This is a genomic window from Streptomyces sp. MBT65 (assembly GCF_016612545.1).
In the GTDB taxonomy this organism is placed as follows: domain Bacteria; phylum Actinomycetota; class Actinomycetes; order Streptomycetales; family Streptomycetaceae; genus Streptomyces.
This window is the reverse complement of record NZ_JAENRY010000092.1, coordinates 52,926-70,901: the sequence shown is the minus strand read 5'-3', so window position 1 is coordinate 70,901 and position 17,976 is coordinate 52,926. Positions and strand designations below refer to the sequence as shown.

At 67.2% G+C, this 17,976-nt stretch carries 19 protein-coding genes and 2 pseudogenes; 12 read left to right on the top strand and 9 right to left on the bottom strand.

Annotated elements, in window-relative coordinates:
- Positions 1 to 259 precede the first annotated feature (259 nt).
- Both JHN63_RS22255 and JHN63_RS22250 read right to left on the bottom strand, forming a co-directional pair.
- Positions 260 to 841, bottom strand: coding sequence for a hypothetical protein (locus JHN63_RS22255; RefSeq protein ID WP_200682871.1), 582 nt, complete (start codon positions 839 to 841; stop codon positions 260 to 262).
- 125 nt (positions 842 to 966) lie between these two features.
- Positions 967 to 1,362 (bottom strand): STAS domain-containing protein, encoded by a 396-nt coding sequence (locus JHN63_RS22250; protein WP_200682870.1) that lies wholly within the window; start codon positions 1,360 to 1,362, stop codon positions 967 to 969.
- Positions 1,363 to 1,574: 212 nt separating this feature from the next.
- On the opposite strand from JHN63_RS22250, the gene JHN63_RS22245 reads away from it, so the two are divergent.
- The 5 genes and pseudogenes from JHN63_RS22245 to JHN63_RS22225 all read left to right on the top strand — a co-directional run bounded on the left by JHN63_RS22245 (position 1,575) and on the right by JHN63_RS22225 (position 5,946).
- Entirely contained in the window at positions 1,575 to 2,672 is a 1,098-nt protein-coding gene (locus JHN63_RS22245; RefSeq protein ID WP_200682869.1) for a zinc-dependent alcohol dehydrogenase family protein, read from the top strand.
- The gene (locus tag JHN63_RS22240; RefSeq protein WP_200682868.1) at positions 2,665 to 3,414 is read left to right on the top strand and encodes a pyridoxamine 5'-phosphate oxidase family protein; all 750 of its coding nucleotides are present in this window, start codon (positions 2,665 to 2,667) and stop codon (positions 3,412 to 3,414) included. Before JHN63_RS22245 ends, JHN63_RS22240 begins: the two co-directional genes overlap by 8 nt.
- A gap of 49 nt (positions 3,415 to 3,463) precedes the next feature.
- On the top strand, positions 3,464 to 3,910 hold the full coding sequence (locus JHN63_RS22235; protein WP_200682867.1) for a pyridoxamine 5'-phosphate oxidase family protein: 447 nt from the start codon (positions 3,464 to 3,466) through the stop codon (positions 3,908 to 3,910).
- Between the two features lie 95 nt (positions 3,911 to 4,005).
- Positions 4,006 to 4,926, top strand: a complete 921-nt coding sequence (locus JHN63_RS22230; protein WP_200682866.1) for a DUF4238 domain-containing protein — start codon at positions 4,006 to 4,008, stop codon at positions 4,924 to 4,926.
- Positions 4,927 to 5,185: 259 nt separating this feature from the next.
- Positions 5,186 to 5,946 (top strand): annotated as a pseudogene (locus JHN63_RS22225) (transposase family protein).
- A gap of 25 nt (positions 5,947 to 5,971) precedes the next feature.
- Here JHN63_RS22225 and JHN63_RS22220 read toward each other — a convergent pair.
- The 3 genes from JHN63_RS22220 to JHN63_RS22210 all read right to left on the bottom strand — a co-directional run bounded on the left by JHN63_RS22220 (position 5,972) and on the right by JHN63_RS22210 (position 10,911).
- Positions 5,972 to 6,541 (bottom strand): hypothetical protein, encoded by a 570-nt coding sequence (locus JHN63_RS22220; RefSeq protein WP_200682865.1) that lies wholly within the window; start codon positions 6,539 to 6,541, stop codon positions 5,972 to 5,974.
- On the bottom strand, positions 6,534 to 10,454 hold the full coding sequence (locus tag JHN63_RS22215) for an AAA family ATPase (RefSeq protein WP_200682864.1): 3,921 nt from the start codon (positions 10,452 to 10,454) through the stop codon (positions 6,534 to 6,536). The genes JHN63_RS22220 and JHN63_RS22215 overlap by 8 nt, the downstream gene beginning before the upstream one ends.
- A gap of 67 nt (positions 10,455 to 10,521) precedes the next feature.
- Positions 10,522 to 10,911 carry a hypothetical protein gene (locus JHN63_RS22210; protein WP_200682863.1) on the bottom strand — a complete coding sequence of 130 codons (390 nt, stop codon included), beginning with the start codon at positions 10,909 to 10,911 and terminating at the stop codon, positions 10,522 to 10,524.
- A gap of 16 nt (positions 10,912 to 10,927) precedes the next feature.
- Here JHN63_RS22210 and JHN63_RS22205 point away from each other — a divergent pair, with 16 nt between their 5' ends.
- The 3 genes from JHN63_RS22205 to JHN63_RS22195 all read left to right on the top strand — a co-directional run bounded on the left by JHN63_RS22205 (position 10,928) and on the right by JHN63_RS22195 (position 13,063).
- Positions 10,928 to 11,257, top strand: a complete 330-nt coding sequence (locus JHN63_RS22205; protein WP_200682862.1) for a hypothetical protein — start codon at positions 10,928 to 10,930, stop codon at positions 11,255 to 11,257.
- A gap of 215 nt (positions 11,258 to 11,472) precedes the next feature.
- Positions 11,473 to 12,306 carry a universal stress protein gene (locus JHN63_RS22200; protein ID WP_200682861.1) on the top strand — a complete coding sequence of 278 codons (834 nt, stop codon included), beginning with the start codon at positions 11,473 to 11,475 and terminating at the stop codon, positions 12,304 to 12,306.
- 136 nt (positions 12,307 to 12,442) lie between these two features.
- Positions 12,443 to 13,063: a DoxX family membrane protein gene (locus JHN63_RS22195; RefSeq protein WP_200682860.1), complete on the top strand. Its 621-nt coding sequence runs from the start codon at positions 12,443 to 12,445 to the stop codon at positions 13,061 to 13,063.
- An 81-nt stretch (positions 13,064 to 13,144) separates the two neighbouring features.
- On the opposite strand, the gene JHN63_RS22190 is transcribed toward JHN63_RS22195, so the two are convergent.
- Entirely contained in the window at positions 13,145 to 13,579 is a 435-nt protein-coding gene (locus JHN63_RS22190) for a pyridoxamine 5'-phosphate oxidase family protein (RefSeq protein ID WP_200682859.1), read from the bottom strand.
- 248 nt (positions 13,580 to 13,827) lie between these two features.
- Positions 13,828 to 14,247: a hypothetical protein gene (locus JHN63_RS22185; RefSeq protein ID WP_200682858.1), complete on the bottom strand. Its 420-nt coding sequence runs from the start codon at positions 14,245 to 14,247 to the stop codon at positions 13,828 to 13,830.
- A gap of 266 nt (positions 14,248 to 14,513) precedes the next feature.
- Between JHN63_RS22185 and JHN63_RS22180 the strand changes: the two genes are divergently transcribed.
- The 4 genes from JHN63_RS22180 to phoU all read left to right on the top strand — a co-directional run bounded on the left by JHN63_RS22180 (position 14,514) and on the right by phoU (position 16,618).
- Positions 14,514 to 15,113 (top strand): cation transporter, encoded by a 600-nt coding sequence (locus tag JHN63_RS22180; protein WP_307781953.1) that lies wholly within the window; start codon positions 14,514 to 14,516, stop codon positions 15,111 to 15,113.
- Positions 15,114 to 15,218: 105 nt separating this feature from the next.
- Complete coding sequence (locus tag JHN63_RS54325; RefSeq protein WP_200682875.1) at positions 15,219 to 15,542, top strand: STAS domain-containing protein; 324 nt, start codon at positions 15,219 to 15,221, stop codon at positions 15,540 to 15,542.
- Positions 15,543 to 15,597: 55 nt separating this feature from the next.
- Positions 15,598 to 15,816 carry a hypothetical protein gene (locus JHN63_RS22170; RefSeq protein ID WP_200682856.1) on the top strand — a complete coding sequence of 73 codons (219 nt, stop codon included), beginning with the start codon at positions 15,598 to 15,600 and terminating at the stop codon, positions 15,814 to 15,816.
- Between the two features lie 130 nt (positions 15,817 to 15,946).
- Positions 15,947 to 16,618: a phosphate signaling complex protein PhoU gene (gene phoU, locus JHN63_RS22165; RefSeq protein WP_200682855.1), complete on the top strand. Its 672-nt coding sequence runs from the start codon at positions 15,947 to 15,949 to the stop codon at positions 16,616 to 16,618.
- A gap of 36 nt (positions 16,619 to 16,654) precedes the next feature.
- On the opposite strand, the pseudogene JHN63_RS22160 reads toward phoU, so the two are convergent.
- Positions 16,655 to 16,801, bottom strand: a pseudogene (locus tag JHN63_RS22160) (IS5/IS1182 family transposase); the annotation flags it as partial.
- Complete coding sequence (locus JHN63_RS54745; RefSeq protein ID WP_374222939.1) at positions 16,732 to 17,187, bottom strand: transposase; 456 nt, start codon at positions 17,185 to 17,187, stop codon at positions 16,732 to 16,734. The pseudogene JHN63_RS22160 and the gene JHN63_RS54745, both read right to left, overlap by 70 nt.
- Positions 17,188 to 17,976: the final 789 nt, after the last annotated feature.

Here is a 17,976-nt window from a genome sequence, read left to right as displayed (position 1 = left end):
CCCGGCGCCGATCATCGACCCCAGCCCGATCACCACGGCGTCGGACAGGCCCAGCCGCCGCTTCAACCCACCCGTGCCCGTCAGGGCTCTCTCCGCGTTCATCGCTCACTCCTCCTTGTACGGGGCGCACGGTAGCCGAGGAGGGGAGGGCTGCCGCCGGAGCGTCGGTGTCCGGCGGTAGCGGTGCGCGGATTCGTTTTTCAACGGTTGGCGTCAGCGGGGCGGCAATTCATCGTGCCTTTTTGTGCGGTGCCGTGCGTTAGCTCGTCTTGCGCCCCCAGCTCGGTCCCACGAGGTTCCATTCCGTGCCCCAGGAGTCGATACGGCGCTGGTCCAGCCGGTACCGTGCGACGGCCCCGGTGCCGAACGCCAGGCCGGCGAGGGCGAGCGCGGCGGTCAGGCCCAGGAAGGCGGATTCGAGAGTCGCCTCGGTCCGACTCGGCGGTTCGATGGTGAGATTGCCCGCGGCGTCGACCCAGACCACAACCTTGGATCCGGCTTTCTGCCCCGCCTCCACCAGCGTGCTGCCCGTACGGCGGGTGCCGTCGGCGGTCGTCCAGCGGATCTTCGCCCGGATCTGGTCGGGGGCCCCGTCGGCCGTCGAGGTGGAGGGCGGGGTGTCGGTGAGGAGCACCGCCCGCACGGAGTACCGCTCGGCACGCTGCGCGGCGAACACCTCGTCGCCGGCGTGGTACGTCACCAGGCAGGCGAGCGCGCCGCCCACCGCGACGACCGCCCACACGACGAGGACGATCCAGGCTTCGACGATGTCGTCGTGCCGACGCAACGGGTTGCTCCGCAACCGCCACAGCCGCTTCTTCAGACGCCTGTTCCTGCCCATGAGTCCGCACCTCCTTGTCGTGGTCTTCATGACGAAGGTGTCAGCCCGGAATCCGGGGTCGTATGGGCCGAACAGGGCCTGGCAGGTGCCCGATCGGCACCGCCTCCCGGGCCTGGACGGGCCGTTCAGCCCGCTGTGGCGGAGGCGTCGCCGGACTCTGGCTTGGAGGCCAAGGCGTTCGACAGCCGTGCGTGGATCTCGAAGACATCGCTGAGCCGGGCGTGGCGCACGATCCGCAGGAAACCCGTCTTGCCCGTGACGAACCGGAGCCGTCCGCCCCGGGCCGCGATCCGGTTCTGCGCCCGGCACAGGACACCCAGCCCGGCACAGTCGATGAACGACAGGGCGCGCAGGTCCAGTACGAGATCGGGGCAGGAGACGGCGGTCAGCATGTCCAGGCGCGCCGACAGTGGCTGCCCCGTGAGCAGGTCGATCTCGCCGTGCAGCTCCATGACGGTCGTCCCGGCGATCACGCGTTCCGAGGAGCGCAGTGCGGTGGCGGGGGTGTGGATCTCGGTCATGGTGCGAGCCAATCGGCCAGTTGGTCCCGCCCGGAAGGGCCGACCGGACCTGTCCAACTGTTCGACCTGGGCCGTTCGGCCCACCCGGTGGCCGCTTGGTCGGGACGACCCCGTTCGTCCGGCCGATGAGGGCCGACCGGCCCAAGCCAGGACCGACGGACCCGGACACGCTGGACACGCGGGGGCAGCCGACCGAGTGGGGAAGGAACGTCATGAAGGGTCTCGTCTTCCACGGACCGGGACAGTCCTCCTGGGACACCGTCCCGGATCCCGGCATCAAGGACGCCACCGACGTGATCGTGCGCGTCGACGCCGTCACCATCTGCGGAACCGACCTGCACATCCTCAAGGGCGACGTGCCCGAGGTGCGTCCCGGCACGATCCTCGGCCACGAGGCGGTCGGCGAGGTCGTGGAAGCGGGCTCCGACGTGCGGACCGTACGGCCCGGGGACCGGGTCCTGGTCTCCTGCATCACCGCCTGCGGGCGCTGCGCCTACTGCCGCAGGGCCATGTACGGCCAGTGCCGCGGAGGCGGGGGCTGGATCCTCGGCCATCTCATCGACGGCACCCAGGCCGAGTACGTCCGCGTCCCGCACGCCGACCTCTCCGTCCACCCGCTGCCCAGCACCCTGGACGCCAGGGACGCCGTGCTGCTGGCGGACATCTTCCCCACCGGATACGAGGTGGGCGTGCTCAACGGGCAGGTGCGCCCCGGAGACACCGTCGCCGTCGTCGGCGCCGGCCCGGTCGGACTGGCCGCCATCGCCACCGCCCGGCTGTTCTCGCCCGAGCGCGTCGTCGCCGTGGACCTGGCCGCCGCCCGGCTGGACGCCGCGAAGCGGTTCGGTGCCGACGCCGTCGTGGACGCCCGCGAAACCCCCGAGCAGCTCATCGCCGATCTCACCGACGGCATGGGGGCCGACGTCGTCATCGAGGCGGTCGGCGTACCGGAGACCTTCGAGCTGTGCACCCGCATGGTGCGCCCCGGTGGGCACGTCGCCAACGTCGGCGTCCACGGCAAGCCCGCGACCCTGCACCTCGAAGACCTGTGGATCAAGAACATCACCATCACCACCGGCCTGGTCGACACCCACTCCACACCCACCCTGCTGCGCATGGCCGCGGCCGGCCGACTGCCCACCGGCGCACTGGTCACCCACACCTTCCCGCTGGACCGCATGGAGGAGGCGTACGACGTCTTCGCCAAGGCCGCCGACACCGGCGCCCTCAAAGTGGTGCTCGGCGGGACCCGGCACGAGGAAGTCGCCGTCCAGGCGACAGGACGAAAGGACGTGACCAGCCATGCCTGACCCGTTCCCGCTGAACGTGACGGAGGGTTCACCCACGGGTGACCTCGGACGCCGGATCGCCGTACGGCGCACGGCACTTGACCTCTCCCGGGAGGAGGCGGCCGCCCAGGCGGGCGTGGCGGCGAGCTACCTCCAGTACCTGGAGGAGGTCCCCGGTGCCGCTCCGGGCCGGAGCGTTCTGCTCCGGCTCGCCGAGGTTCTGGACACCACCGTGACCGACCTCGCCGGAGGCGACAGCGACCGGACGCCCGGCCAGGGGCGAGCCGGCTCCGACCCGACGTTCACCGAACTGACCGTCCAGGAGTGCCGCGAGCTGCTGTCGACGCACGGGGTGGGCAGGGTCGCGATACCCACTGTCTCGGGACCCGTCATCGTGCCCGTCAACTACAGCGTGGTCGACGGCGCGATCGTCTACAGGACCGCTCCCGGCGCGATGCCGTCCCGGGCTGCGGGCTGCCAGGTGACCTTCGAGATCGACCGTATCGACGACGCGTTCAGCGAAGGCTGGAGCGTGCTGGCAATCGGCCGGGCGCGGACCGTGACCGACGCGGACGACGTACAGCGCCTGACGGAGCACGCGTTCAGCACGCCGTGGGCCGGCGGCTCACGCGAGGAGTGGGTCCGTATCGACGCGCTGAGCCTCACCGGACGTCGGATCACCACGCGCCAAGGGACGTTCTCCGAAGCGAGCGGGACTGATGGCCCCTCACCCGCCGATCCTGCACGGCGAAACATGGAGTGACACCCACAGACCCGCAGACCTGCGCACAGGGCGAGAGATGGACTGGCTGATGTATTCCAACGACGGATTCCGCGAACTGGAACGACACGAGTGCCTGCGCCGACTGGGGCAGGCACGCGTTGGCCGCATCGTGCACACCCGCCAGGCCCTGCCCGCCGTACTGCCGGTGAACTTCTGTCTGGACCACGACGGGGCGGTGCTGCTGCGTACCTCCGCGGCCTCGGAGCTGGTGCGCGCGATCAGCGGCTCGGTCGTCGCCTTCGAGGCCGACGAGGTCGACGCCGTCGCGCACTCCGGCTGGAGCGTCGTCGTCACCGGGTCGGCCACTGTGGTGACCGACCCGGCCGAGCACGAACGCCTGGTCCGAACCGGCCCGAGTTCCTGGGTTCCCTCGTCCCAGGAGGTGTTCGTCCGAGTCGAGCCCGAGCTGGTGACGGGACGTGAACTCGTGGGCGGGCGCTCGATGTACGGGGTGGACCTCACTGGTGCGACCTGATGACGGCCCGAGCGATCCGCCCCGAACGCCCTGCTGTGAGCTTCCTGTCCGTAAACCCTTAGCACCGGCGACGGGCGCTTGGCACAATCCGACGTGTGGGAACGGCACAACAAATATCGCGGCAGCACCTTGTCTCCCAGGTCCTGCTCAGGCAGTTCACCGTGCCCGGGCCGAAAGGCAGCGGGCGGCAACTACTCCCGTTCGACCTGCGCAACCCGAGGCGCCGGCACAAGCTGAAAGGCACACGAGCCTGCGGCTGGGCCGAGAACTTCGTCGCGTTTGACTCGGTCTCCGCCGAAGAGCTGTGGTGCGCGGTGGAGCAGCGCGTCCCGGCAGCGTTGTCCGCCGTGCACGCAGGCACCCCCTTCGTCGACCCGCTTCATGCGGCTGCCCTTCATGATCTGGTCGTGCTCCACTACGTCCGGTCGTACCACTACCGCCGCGTGCACATCGACGCCTTCGCTCGGGCACGCGTGGGTCTGGTCGGCCAACTCGTCAGGAACTACCCGGCGCAGTCGGGCCGCGAGGCGCTGCGCGAGACAGGGCTGCACCTGACCGGCTCGGACTCGCTGGGCGCCTTCGCCGAGCGTCTCATCGACCGGTCCGCGGTCGTCCGTGACCATGCGAGCGGGAAGATCTTCCGCACCAGCATCGAGGACACGTTCTACAAGGTGCGGGCCATGGCGTCGACTTGGCGGCTGGAAGTGCTCATGCCCGAGACCGGCCAGTTCCTGATCGGGGACAACCCAGCGGTGACCCTGTGCCGGGACGGGACGAACACTTCGTACGGTATGGCCTTCGGCGACGCCAACACCCTGGTCCTGCCCATCGGTCCAGGGCATCTGCTGGCGCTGGGGCCGGAGAACGTCATGGGCACCGTGCCCCGTTCCGTCGTCGACGAGCTCAACACCGTGCAGGTCCACGCGGCCGACCGCTACGTGTACATGCACCCGAGGAGCGGCCTGGAGGCGTTCGCCCGAGCCGTGGCAGAGCAGCAGGACAAGGAACGTCTGTGAGCGAGCAACGACACGGTGCCTGGTGGACGCCCGAATCACCGATGGAACCGACGTTCCTTGGCAAGTCAGTGTGTTGAACCAGGGGAGGTGACCGGGAGCTCACAGCGCGGCCCGCCGAGCGGGCCGCGCACCAACAGGTCGGCACTGAGCACCTTCCAACCTGCCCGGGGTGACTCGGAGTTGGATGGGCCTGCGGAACGTAGAAGCTCCTGGTAGACGAGTTGTCGACCAAGATCAGCCGTCGTTCCAGGAGCTCCGTGTGCTTGTCTATCCGTCGGCCATCAATCTGTCCACCGTGCACCTCCGTCACCTGAGTCGGGTGCTGGCGGCGCGATGTCGGGAGATAGGCAGTCGGTGGCGGAGACTGACTCCTCGACGCCAGGCTCTGCTCGCCCTGGCCCATCTGCGGTGTGGCGACATGTATGCGCAGCTCGCGGCCGGGTTCGGCATCGGGATTGCCACTGTGTACCGCTACGTTCGCGAGGCGATCGACGTTCTGGCCGCGCTTGTGCCACGCTCAACGAGGCAATGGTGATGGCCCGTTCGAAGGCGTGCGTGATCCTGGGCGGCACCGTGATGCCGATCAACCGGATCGCCGCCGACCGGCCCTACTACTCCGGTAAGAAGCGGCATCACGGTATGAACGTTCAGGTGCTGACCGATCCGTTCGGACGGCTGCTGTGAGCGTCGCCCGCACTGCCCGGCGCGACACATGACCTGACGGCGGCACGCGAGCACGGAATCATTGACGCCCTTGCGGAGGCCGGCCTCAAGTGCTGGGCCGATAAGGCGTATCAGGGCGCGGTTGGGAACGTTCGAGTCCCGTTCAAGGGTCGACGCCTCAAGCGGTGGCAACGACGCCACAACACCACTCACGCCAAGATCCGCTGCGTCGGTGAGCAGGCCATGGTCATGCTCAAGAACTGGCGTCTGCTGCGGAAGTTGCGCTGCAGCACCAACCGCATCACTGCGATCGTCAAGGCCGTGCTCACTCTGCACCTCGCAGCCGCGTCAGGATGAAAACATCTCACTGCACGCTGATTGGTTAGTGACCGAGCTTTGTGATGCGCACCGCGTTAGCCTCGCCACCGTCTGAGACCTTGTCTGCCTTGAGCTCGCCATGAACTATGCCTGACCGGACATCCTCTACATGAACGGCCACCGCTCGGCCTTGGATTTCCTGGATGGTGAGCTGCCCTGTCACCACAGGTGTACCGGTCGAGTCGCGGTTTTCCCCGCGGAATGTGATCCGTTGGCCGATCACATCCTCGATCGCGTCCCTCAGATCCTGCGTCGCGCGCAGCACGTCGAGGTTGCCGTCGGGTGGCGTCTCGTACCCCTGCGCGTAGTCTTCGAGCTGCCGGCGCAAGTCCTTGAGCACATCTGCCAGTTCCTCGGCTGCGTTCGGATCGATGCGGATGGGTTGCAGCTGTCCCTCAATAACGTTAGGGGTTTGCACCGGCACCAGCTCCGCTCGTGTCTCCTCGCCACGGGTCGCTGCTTGCCTGTTCTCGGCGCGACGCTTCAGGATCGCGTCTGCCTGTCCGTAGAGGAACTTGATGCCGTCGGTGAGTGCAACGCCGGTAAGCACGGCAATACTCAGTGGCTCAACCATCGAATCGTCCCTTTTCGTGTGCGAGGATGTCCAACCACCGGGCCGAGCTGATTTCGACTACCATTGCCGGGTCGGCCACTATCAATGCCGCAAGGGCTCTCGCCATGCAGGCCGTGTTTCCCATGGTGGCCGCCGCGAGCTGTGACAGAGAGCCCAGATGAACGGGCGGGCGATGGCACAGCGAACTCGTCTCGATGTGGTCAGCGGCCCAGGCCGCCGCCAGCGCCCGGTTGCGGACCTGCTTGAGGAACGAGTTCAGGATGTCTGCCGCTCCGCATTCCGCGGCGGCGCGCAGGGCCATTTTGCTCCGCATGTCAAGATCGGCCGCGGAGCCGTAAAGAAGATCGACAAGTCGATCACGGTCGGCTGCTATTGCCAGGGCCATATCGCGGGCTGGCCCTGTTTCGCCAGCAGCGGCCAGGGCTGCGGCGAGCTCACGGTCGGCGTCCAGCATGTTGTAAGCGACGCTTTCCTCGAATGCCTCGTAGTCGGGAGCCTCGAACCTGTCGTTGTAGTACGGATTTCCGCCGAGGGGAATCCCCCCGATTCGATACCACTCGACGGACTGGTCGTAGCCGCAGACTGCTGCCTCCTGCCATCGCAGGGCCTCCTCTGTCCGGCCTGAGCGCGCTAGGGCTAGGGCCAGTTGATAATCAAAGGGATATCGGTCCCGCGGAGAGCGATACTGATCGTGATTCCGCAGACTGGCCTTTGCCGCTTCGATTTCGTGGTCGATCTCTTCGTGGATCACTTCACGTCCGTCAGCCACCATGTCGATGGCGTACGCGAGGAGCAGGGACCGTGGAATTGAGGAGTCTGTGAGGGTGCGGCATATCTCTACGACGGCCGTCGCCGCAATTGGATATTCCAGCGCACGGAGCTGGAGGCAGGCCGTCGACAGGGTTTCCGGGTCATCGTCGAGGAGTGCGCTCAGCCGAGCGACGCCCATGTGATCGTCACGGTCTGCCAGATAGTCACGCAGATAGGTGATGTAGTCGCGCAGCCCGCTGGGCTCGCGGTCTCGGAGCAGGTTAGCGACGGGTGATGCCTCGTCACTGAGAGCCAGGTACCGGAATAATGTGAGATCTATGTAGTCCTCTGCACCAGCGAGTTGCCGCGTCGCCTCGGCGCGGCTGATGCTCAAACATTGATCTCTCACTCCGGTGTCACCGGAGCGCTCGAAGGCGTACGCCAGGGCGGACGCGAGGACGGCCCTAGCCTTGCCCCTCTCCGAGGTCTGTGTAGTCTGCTCAGCGGCGCATAAGCCCCGCAGACGCTTTTCCATGATGCTCTGGAGGTTCGGTTGGGGCCCGATCAGCGCGGAGAAGCCGCGAGCCGCCTGGAAGGCGGCCAGATCGGCCGCCGGACGAGGCAGATTCCGGTCTGCTAGAGCGAAGAACAGCTTGATGCTGTTGGTGATCTCGCTTTCTGCCACTGCCCGCACCTGCATCTGATGTACCAGATGCAGGAATGCGGTGACGCCGTCCTCTGCTGCGAACTCGAGCAGACTGACCGCGAGGCGCCTGCTGCGCTCGAAGTCACCGAGCGTGGCCAGCTCCAGAGAGCACTCCAACACCAGGCCTTGCAAACAGGGGCCATGGACGACGTCGCGGTGAACCGGGGCGACGAAGCGGCCGTCTGGCTCTCCCGCGAGGTCCGGCATTCGGTCGGTAACGCTGTTGAGGAGGCGATGCGCTTGATCGGCATGGCCATGCCTTCGCCAGGCAATTGCGCAATACAAATCCCACCACAGACCGGTCTCCCCGGTCTCGGTGTCGAGCCGGCAGCTTTCCATCTCTGCGATCGCCGCCTCCCGGTGCGGCGCATCGCCAGCCACTTCGGGTCGGCCGACACTGCTCAGTACCGCGGCACGGTAAAGGGGTGTCCTCGCCGTGCGGCGCAGAATGCCAGACAGGTCTCCGGCACTGGTCCGAGGAATCCACGGGAGCGCCGCCGCGGTCGCAACATCTTCGAAGGCGTTTCGCCCGCCCCAGCGATCCTCTCTCACATAGGCAAGGTGCGCCGCGGCGGCAGCATCGGCGCTGCGGCGACGGCGCTCCGATATCGTGATGGCGTACTTCATGAGCCCGAACCGGTACCGCTCGGAATCGGTGTCCAGCGCATCAGTCACAACTGGCACGACTGCACCTCGGTCGATGCGGAAACGCTGCATGAACGCTAGCCCGCGGTGGTCGAGGATGCTGTCCGCGAGCTCCCGGGCCAGATGGTGCAGTGCATCGGCCTCGTGCAGGTCGGCGAGTAGCGCCGCGACCTCGTACTGCAAGGTCTGCTGAACGATGTACCGGCACCGAGAGATCATGTGGTTCAGCCGCTCCACCGCGCGGTAACGGGTCGACGGTCGCAGCGCATCGAGGCATGCCAAGGCCAGGTTTCGGATCACATCGTCGTCGTAATCCCCGAGGTCACCGAACGCGTTAGTGGGAAGTGACTCCCCCGCCTCGGTGTCGGGCGCCCCGCCGGTCTTCGACCCTGCAGACGGTTGCAGCCGCCGGGCGAGCAGCCCCGCCATCCGTCGGTGGTCCGCGAGCTCAAGGGCAGACTTACAGGCTGTCTGCCAGATGCTCTGGGTCTGAGATACAGGCAGGGCGCGCAGCAGGCCGTGGACGCCCTCGGCGTGCAGCACATAGTCGCACAGGCTCGCATGCAACCCAGCGCGGTTGAGATGATGCGCAAAGTGCGCACGCAGGTACTGGGACGCGTGCTGCGGATCTTCCAGGAAGCGATGGCCCAGACCAACGTGTGCCTCCTCTGCACTGATCTTCAGCGGTGCCCAGCTGTGCAGAAAACTACGGAACGATTCGTGGAAGATCCGCCAGCATCCGGTCGCCTCGTCGAGCCTTAAAAATTCCTGCAGATCAGCGATGACGTCGCCGACGACCGATCGGGGAAGGGCGAGCACGTCCGCTACATCATCGGAGGAGATCCCCGGCTCGCGGGCCACCGAGATGACCGCGAGGGCGGGACGTACCTCCTCGCGCCAGCGCCGACTACGCAGATCGTGTGCGACCCGGCGCTGGAGAAATGTCTCGTACAAACGGTCCAGGCCAGCTGGCAGGCTGCTCGCCTCCATGGGCACGCCCGGCTCGTTCAGCAGGCTGACCGCGTAACGGGAGTACAAGTAGTTGCCGCGCGCCTTGCCGCTCAGTTTCCAGGCCAGCTTTTCGGCGCCCCCGACCGTCGAAGCAAGCCGCGCTTGGCAGTAGGCGTGCATGTCCTCGCCGGGGTTGGGTTCATCCCGGTCGAGGTCCAGTGTCCGGTTGGCCACGCGTTCCAGGACCGCGTGCTCACCGGTCCGGCAGGTGAGCACGAATCGGACGTCAAGCCGCGACTGTCGTAGGCCCTCGACCGCATGGACGACGAAGTCCACGAACTCTGCCGCGAGACCGGGTGAGTTCGCCTCGTCGAGGCCGTCGATCAACACCACGAGAGCCGGTGGTGCGTCAACCTCCTCGAGCGGGCCACGCACGTACCGAATCAGCGCGGAACGCGCCGACTCGCCAGCCAGTGACAGGGAGTCGATGGACACGCCGCTGACCTGTGACCCGCAAGCATTCTCGACCGTGACGCGCGAGACCAGGGTCATCGGCACGCCAGCTCGTCGGCTGAGGGCCGCTACGTAGTCGGGCGACGCAGCACTCAACACCTGGATCAGCCGCGTCACCAACTGCCAAGGAACCAGAGTGCTGTCGTCATTCGCACGGCACTCATGCCACACGGTGACGACCCCTTCGCTCGGCTGAGCGGTGACCTCATCCAGGACGCGCCGTGCAAGTCGCGACTTTCCGGCGCCTGGCTGACCCGTGATCAATATTGCCCCGGAGGGCGTGCTCACGCTCTGTAAGACGATGTTAAGAGCCCATCGGCGACCGACGAAGTCGTCCACCTGCTCCATCTACCCTCCACCCCCGTGCATCCCGTGACAAAACGCTAGCCCAGAACCGATCGATGAACTGGGTAATTTAGTCTTTTGTCCTTGCGTGGAGGGGAATGATGGTTGGTGTCGACAGCTGTAGCCCTTGGCGCAGTGTTTCATCCTTGGCAGTGAGCAGAGTGAGGTCGCGGACGAGCGCGGGGACGTCCTCACGCAGGCGGGCAAGCTCGGCGTTCTTGTTCGTGATGGTCTCTTTCAGTTTCACGATCGTTGAGCGCAGTCGGGCTTCTACGTCGGGGACAGCGCCGCGCTCCTTCACGTCGAACTGTCGGAGATCACGTTCACGGGCCATGAACGGCGGAGGGTCCGCGACGCGGTTAAGTTCACGGAAGTGACTCTGGAACAACGCTTGCTCGCTCTTGCCGAGGACGTCTGCGCTTGGCTCTTTGCCGGCGCCGTCCCCCCTGGGCTTCGTCACCGCACGCATCCGCAATGTGCTCAGCCAAGGGTTCGCTGCATCCGACGGCGTCCATGAAGAACCTGGCGCGCTCGCCGGAGCACTTCCCACGACGGAGGCGCTGATCACACTGCGTCTTCTCACCGAGGCTGGCCTTCCTTCCGGCGCAGATCTGCTGACCTGGCTCGACCGACACTGCGGCCTGCGCTCGCTCTCGAAGCAGACGGTCGCCGACTGGTACGTGCTGGCACACCGGATCAATCCCGAGCAGTGGGCGCTGCCCGACCGTTGTCCTCAGTCCGTTGTCGGTGATGCTGAAGTCCCCGAACAAAGAACGGACCCGACAACTCCGGTGTCGCCCGCGTAGCGCCGCGGAGTTCAGGTTCCTCTGCCTTCGCATCGGACGATGCCTGGACCGTACGGCCCTCAAGAATGGGCCGTACGGCGTGTCAGCAGGTTCCTGCGGCCCCTGACTCCGCGCATCCGCGGAGGACGAGCATCGTCGCCGGAGCCGTTGTGCGCCTTGGCGGCCCCTTCCCGCCGAACAGCGTGAGCACACAACAGTCAGAAGGGAAACGGGACATGACTATCCATCATGTAGTCGTCGGAGTGGACGGTTCGCTGATCTCCGTGCGGGCGCTGGACTGCGCCGCGGACGAGGCCGCGCGGCGTGGCGTCGAACTGACCGTCGTGTACGCCGTGCCCGACAGCGACGAGGCCGGACCGGTCCTGGCGTCCGCCGTGACGCGCGTCGGAGCACGCCACCCCGAGTTGACGGTGGTGACCAGGGACGCCGTCGGCGGCCCGGTGCGCACGCTCGTGCGCGAGAGCGAGGGCGCTGACCTCACCGTCGTAGGAACCCGGGGCATGGGCGGCATCGCCGGCCTGCTGTTCGGCTCGGTGAGCCTGCGGCTGGCCGCGCAGGTGCACAGCCCGTTGCTCGTCGTCCGCGGCGACCATCCGTGCGACGACGGACGGCCCGTGCTGCTCGGCTTGGAGGGCGACTGCGACCAGGACACGGCGCTCTACGCCTTCCAGGAGGCCGAGCGGCGCGGTGTCCCGCTGCACGTCCTGCACTCCTGGACCCACCGGCACATCACCCCCGAACTGCCCTCACTGGTCCCGGCGACGAGCCCCGGTCAGGAGCAACTCGCCCAGCAGGGACGGGCGGAGGACTCCGTTCCGCGCTTCGTCCTGTCCCGGCTGAGCGAACAGCACCCCGGTGTTCAGGTCGAGAGCCGCACGGTCCGCACCGGGCCGGCGCACGCCCTGCTGGAGGCCACGCGCGACTGTGCCGTCGTGGTCGTCGGCACGCACCACCGAACCCATCGGTTCGGCCCGCGGCTGAGTTCGGTGGCGCACACCCTGCTGCACCGCTCCCACAGCCCGGTGATCGTGCTGCCCACCGCCAACTGACCTTGCAGACAGGGACGTTCGGCCCATCGCTCCGGGCCTTGCAGCCCCTCTGCCGTCGCGGTCTACCGCGAGACATTGAGGGCGCAACGAGAGTCCTCTAATCCAACGCATCGTTCCCTCGAAAGGGATGAGCATCATGGCAGTCCATAACCAACCGCAGCACCACACGCGATTCCGCTTCCCGTCCCTGCACCGGACCGGGACGGCACAGGCCGCCACCGACACGACGGCGGCGACCACCACGGTGAGCGCGTACGCGTTCGCGTCCTTGCGTCTGCTCACGGGTTTCGTCTTCCTGTGGGCGTTCTTGGACAAGACGTTCGGGTTCGGTTACGCGACCCCGTCCGGGAAGGGCTGGGTCGATGGTGGTTCGCCGACGAAGGGTTTCCTGAGCAGTGTGGCGGCGGGTCCGATGGAGTCGACGTTCCATGACTGGGCGGGTGCGGGCTGGGCGAACTGGCTGTTCATGCTCGGTCTGCTGGGCATCGGTGTCGCGCTGATCGCGGGTGTGGCGCTGCGGCTGGCCGCGGTGGCGGGCACGGTGATGATGGCGCTGATGTGGGTCGCGGAGTGGCCGCCGGCGAAGCACCTGTCCGACGGGTCGCTGAGCATGTCGTCGAACCCGTTCGCCGACTACCACCTGATCTACGCCGTCGTGATCATCGCCCTCGCGGCGGCCGGCGCCGGAGCGACCTGGGGCTTGGGCAAGGTGTGGGCCAAGATTCCGATCGTCCGCGACAACAACTGGCTGAAGTAACAGCCAAAAGCACGTCGTGACCGGGATACCGCCGCACAACAGCGGTGGTACCCCGGTCAGTTGCGTGAGTTCGACCGAACCTCAACAGGGCTGGTCGGCGGAGACGAGCAGTAGTCCGGTCACCAGGTCCGGGTGGATGCGCACCACGTAGTCCATCGCCTGCAGTACCCAGGGCCGCAACAGCTTTTGGTACCGGGCCAGTTCGCCGGTGTCGGTAACCAAGTGGGCGTAGCCCGTGACCACCACACTCCAGCCGAGGTGGGTGTCCGGGTCGATGTCGTCGGCTTCGTACGCCACGACGACTCCTGAACCGTCGGCCTGGAGGGTGCGCGAGGTCATGGCCGCACCCTCGTGGGTCCCGATGACGATGACCCCGTCGACGACGATGTGGTTGACCGGACGGATGGTCGGCAGCGCGTGCTGAGTGAAGGCGATCCTTCCCAGGGAGACGCTGCCCAGCAGCCGCAAGGCCTCTTCTGCGGTCGTGGGCAGCCTCCGTACGGGTTCATCACTCACTGCGTAGGGTCTCCGGATGACGGCCCACCGGGGATGCAGCCGATGGACATGGTGTGTAGGGGCTTGATCAGCCAATGGAACGACGCCGGGGGCAGGATCCGATAGGGCCGATCGGCCTCTCGCCGTCGGCCGACCGGCCCGTTGGCCCATCGCCCAGCACGCGGGTGGCGGGTGCCGTCGACACGGAGGACGAGCTTGGTCTGCCGCGCCGACGACGCCCTACGGCCGTTACGACACCACGACAGCGCCTACGTCGTAGGTTCGGCCTCGTCCTGTTCCTGATGATCGCCTGGGCCGCCGCGCCACGGAGGCGGGGTCGCGGACCGGCGGCCCGTGTCCGTGTGGTGTACGACGCGCTCCATGCGGCTGCGCAGCCGATCCTGCAACCGGTCCGCGAGTTCGTGTGCGCTCGCTTCCCTGGCCTGGACGACCAGGAGGTCGCTCCCCACCCGGATCTCGGCTGTGGCCGACCAGGGCTGCTCGACGTGATGCGCGGTGGCCTTGGCGATCCGCACCTCGCCGCCGCTGCCGACAATTTCCGGCCGGTCGAACAGCACGGCCAGCTTGGCCCGGAGGTAGGCGACGGATTCGTCGTCGACCTCGCCCTCGGTCCGCACCTGCACGACGGTTGTCGCGGGGGCGTGGCCGCCGGTGTCTCTTGGAGTCATCTGCTCCACTCCTTTGATCGTTTGCCAGCAACTCCAGACTGGCCCCACCATCGGGTCCGGCCCAGTGCCACCCGGCCCGCGACCGGGGCCAGGGGTCCCCTTCCGGCGCCGCTGGCGGAGTGTTCGGGGACACGCGTGCGACACCGCGATCCCCTTTCGGGTCCTTCTCCTGGCCGACGAAGCTGTGCGGGGCGTGGTGTCAGCGTTCGTCGGGGTTCGGACGTCCCGGGCTGCTGGTGGTGTGGGATCGCTGGGAGACTCGCGTGGTGAGCGATGTGAAGGAGACCACTCGTCAGGCCCTGCTGCGCCGGGGCTTCGTGCTGGAGTACGTGACCTTGGGCTGGAACGTGGTCGGCATCGTGGTGCTGGCCGTCGCGGCGGTTGCGGCGCGGTCGGTGGCGCTGGCCGGGTTCGGTCTGGATTCCCTGATCGAGATCGGCGCCTCGACGGTGGTGATCTGGGAGCTGTCGGGCACCGGTGAGGACCGGCAGCGGCGGGCACTGCGGCTGATCGGTGTCGGCTTCGCTCTGCTCGCGGCATATCTGCTGGTGCAGTCGACGTGGGTGCTGGCCAGTGGCTTCCGGCCGCGTCACTCCCCGCTGGGCATGGTGTGGACGGCGGGGACCGCAGTGGTGATGTTCGCCCTGGCCTTCGGCAAGGCCCGCACCGGCGCCGCCCTGGACAACCCGGTGCTGAGGACGGAGGGCAGGGCCACCCTGATCGACGGTCTGCTGGCCGTGGCGGTGCTGGCGGGGCTGGGCCTCAATGCTCTGGCCGGGCTGTGGTGGGCGGACCCGATCGCCGGCTATGTGCTGGTGTACTACGCACTCCGCGAGGTGAGGGAGATCTTTTCCAGCGGTCACTGAGTCCCGCCGACCGGTGCACGAGGTGCGCGCCAGGGGAGCCGGCGCCGGATGCGCGGGCTTGGACTGTGCTGGTGGCCGCGGTGGCGCATAGGGTGGTGACAGCTCATCCCGCTCAGGGCTGGGTGGTGTGCCGGGAAGTCTGGTCGGCGACGGATCCGTCGCGCCCGGAAGGCTTCCCGTGCAGCTCAGACCCCTCCCCGCCATCCTGACCGGACCATCGTCCGGCTCCGGGGAGAGGTCGCCTCCCGCCGGGCCCCCAGCGTCGTGGTGGAAGTAGACCTCGGCAAGGTCACCTATCTTGCCCCCGAGGTGCGCGGACTGCTGCTGGCCGCCGCAGCCACCGCTCGCCGCTCCGGGGCGTGTTTCGTCATCACCCGCGCCTCGCCCCCCAGCCTGCGCGGGCTGGAGGAGCTGGGCATGCAGCGCTGACGGACGCGCCCCTTCCTCCCGGCCCGTAGCTGTGCAACGAGACAAGAGTCCGGCGATGCCATCCCCCAACACCCCCTCCGTCCCGCCTCCGCTCACCCCGCAGGAGCGCGCCGTCCAGGACGTCCTGACCTGCTTCGACGCCTATGCCCGCGTCCGCGCGGCGCGCGACAGCGTCCTGTCCTCCTCCCGCGCCGGACCGTGGGAGGAAGAACGCGCCTTCGACGATCTGCAGCGGGCCGTCGCCCGGCTCCGCACCGCGTCCCGGCCCCGTTAGTGACCTGTTCCTGATCTGTCCATGCCAGGTGTCTGGACAGAGGCCTGCGGTGCGGACCGGTTTGTTCATGTGGGTGTGTCAGCCTGGCGGCAGCGTTGCGGGTAGAGGTGACGGCAGAAGGAGATCGGCGATGCGGGACGCGTACCACGAGGAACTGGACGCGATCAGTGACGGGCTGGTGTCGATGGCTGAGCTGGTGGGCTCGGCAGTCGGCCGGGCGACCGCGGCTCTGCTCGATGCGGATCTGAAGCTCGCGGAGAGCGTGATCGAGGCGGACGCGAAGGTCGACGACCTCCAGCGGGAGCTGGAGGAGCGGGCGATCTCCCTGCTGGCCCGTCAGCAGCCCGTCGCCACCGACCTGCGGGTCGTGGTGACCTCGCTGCGGATGAGCGCCGATCTGGAACGTTCGGGTGACCTCGCGCAGCACATCGCCAAGCTGACCCGGCTGCGTTTCCCGGACCATGCGGTGCCGCGTGACCTGCACCGTACGGTCCTGGAGATGGGGCAGCTCGCGCAGCGGCTGATGGCCCAGGCCGCGGAGGTCGTCATCACCAAGGATGTCGATGACGCCCTGAAGCTGGAGAGCGACGACGACCGCATGGACGAACTGCACCGCATGCTGTTCCAGCACCTACTGGACGAACGGTGGAAGCACGGTGTGGAGACCGCCGTCGACGTCACCTTGGTCGGCCGCTACTACGAACGCTTCGCCGACCACGCCGTCTCCATCGCCAGGCGGGTCGTCTACCTCGTCACCGGCGAATACGCCGACACCGCCGCCTCCTCGGAGACGCCCGTCTGAGAGGGCGTTTGATCTAGGCGGATTGCCCTTTCTGCCCTAGTAGGTTCCTCGCCAGGTTGGTGTGGCCTCGCCCGTTATGCGCTTGGTGAGGTTGTCGATCGAAGCGAGGTGGATCATGGCCTCGGAGCTGGCGGGAAGGGTCTCGTAATCGCGAGAAAGGCGCCGATGCAACATAAGCCAACCCGTTGGGTCTGCCGCGCGGCGAGGTGCCTGCCGTAGCAGGCCCTTTTCCGCATGGCCTCCCGAATCGGACATGACGGTTTCCTGGTCATCCGGAGAATGATGTGGTTGACCCGGCCTTCGACGGGGCCGGAGTTCCAGCATGTACCCAGGCCCTTGAGCACGGCATCCCGGTCCTTCTCCAGACCGGTGGCGAAGGCATGCAATCGGGGCGGGTCCTCGGTGCGGACGGCGATGATCCAGCCTTTGAGGTGCTGACCGGAGCGGGTTTGAAGGATCTCTGCGAAGCCGCGGACGTGCTCGTGGAGGGCCTTCAGCTCAGGGCAGTGGGCAGGCAGGGCGACGACCTGTTGGCGTTCTCCGTCGGTCAGCTGCTCGGGGTGCCGCATCATCCAGCCGGTGATCCGGCGGATTCCTGGTGGTGCGGATGCGTCGGCGGCGCCTCGGTCGAAGATAGTCGCTGATGATCTGATAGCTCCCGCGGTAGCCCAGGATCTGGCGCTCGGCAAGCAGCTGGATGGCGTTGGTGTGTCCTTCGGCCCAGCGTTTGTCCAGGTGGGACTTGTAGGGGTCGAGCTGGGTGGCCCGGGACTGGCGCCTTCCGGTCAGCAGCTGTTCGGGGACTGACGCACGGGCGTTCCGGGGGACGGTGTTACCACCCATGTGCAGTTCCCTGGCGATCTCCCTGATCCCGGGCCCCTGGGCCAGCAGGGCATGGATGGTCGCGTGCCGCTCTCGGATACGAGCTTCGATCGGCGACATCGTCTTCGTCGCATCCGCGTTGTCGTCATCGCTCGTAGGGTCATCTGAGCTGGTGAAAGCCGTGTTGAGGCACGTGCTGTGGAGTCTGACGGTGGCTTCGACGGCGGTGCCGAGGTTCTGGCAGAGGGTACTGGTGGGCCGTCGGCGAGGTGCCTGCTGGGCAGGTCCTTTTCCCACGACCCCCAGCCCAAACGACGCATACGACTTTCACCGCACGTCGCTTTCCGGTGACTACTCCGTGAGTGCTGCGACGGGCTTCTTGCCGTGGATGTCCGCATGACAACTTCCGCTTACCACAAGGGTCTTGCCTTGCGCGGGTGGACGTTCGGCAGCCGGGATGCGATTCCTGCGGTTCGGCTTGACCGGGGGCACTGCGACGGAAGCTGCCGGAGTCCGTGGACCCGTAGCGGTTGATC

Bases quoted from the DNA above. Each gene is read 5' to 3' on its own strand.
- JHN63_RS22255 (WP_200682871.1), bottom strand. From the start codon at position 841: ATGGGCAGGAACAGGCGTCTGAAGAAGCGGCTGTGGCGGTTGCGGAGC.
- JHN63_RS22250 (WP_200682870.1), bottom strand. From the start codon at position 1,362: ATGACCGAGATCCACACCCCCGCCACCGCACTGCGCTCCTCGGAACGC.
- JHN63_RS22245 (WP_200682869.1), top strand. From the start codon at position 1,575: ATGAAGGGTCTCGTCTTCCACGGACCGGGACAGTCCTCCTGGGACACC.
- JHN63_RS22240 (WP_200682868.1), top strand. From the start codon at position 2,665: ATGCCTGACCCGTTCCCGCTGAACGTGACGGAGGGTTCACCCACGGGT.
- JHN63_RS22235 (WP_200682867.1), top strand. From the start codon at position 3,464: ATGTATTCCAACGACGGATTCCGCGAACTGGAACGACACGAGTGCCTG.
- JHN63_RS22220 (WP_200682865.1), bottom strand. From the start codon at position 6,541: ATGGTTGAGCCACTGAGTATTGCCGTGCTTACCGGCGTTGCACTCACC.
- JHN63_RS22215 (WP_200682864.1), bottom strand. From the start codon at position 10,454: ATGGAGCAGGTGGACGACTTCGTCGGTCGCCGATGGGCTCTTAACATC.
- JHN63_RS22200 (WP_200682861.1), top strand. From the start codon at position 11,473: ATGACTATCCATCATGTAGTCGTCGGAGTGGACGGTTCGCTGATCTCC.
- JHN63_RS22195 (WP_200682860.1), top strand. From the start codon at position 12,443: ATGGCAGTCCATAACCAACCGCAGCACCACACGCGATTCCGCTTCCCG.
- JHN63_RS22185 (WP_200682858.1), bottom strand. From the start codon at position 14,247: ATGACTCCAAGAGACACCGGCGGCCACGCCCCCGCGACAACCGTCGTG.
- JHN63_RS22170 (WP_200682856.1), top strand. From the start codon at position 15,598: ATGCCATCCCCCAACACCCCCTCCGTCCCGCCTCCGCTCACCCCGCAG.
- phoU (WP_200682855.1), top strand. From the start codon at position 15,947: ATGCGGGACGCGTACCACGAGGAACTGGACGCGATCAGTGACGGGCTG.
- JHN63_RS54745 (WP_374222939.1), bottom strand. From the start codon at position 17,187: ATGCGGCACCCCGAGCAGCTGACCGACGGAGAACGCCAACAGGTCGTC.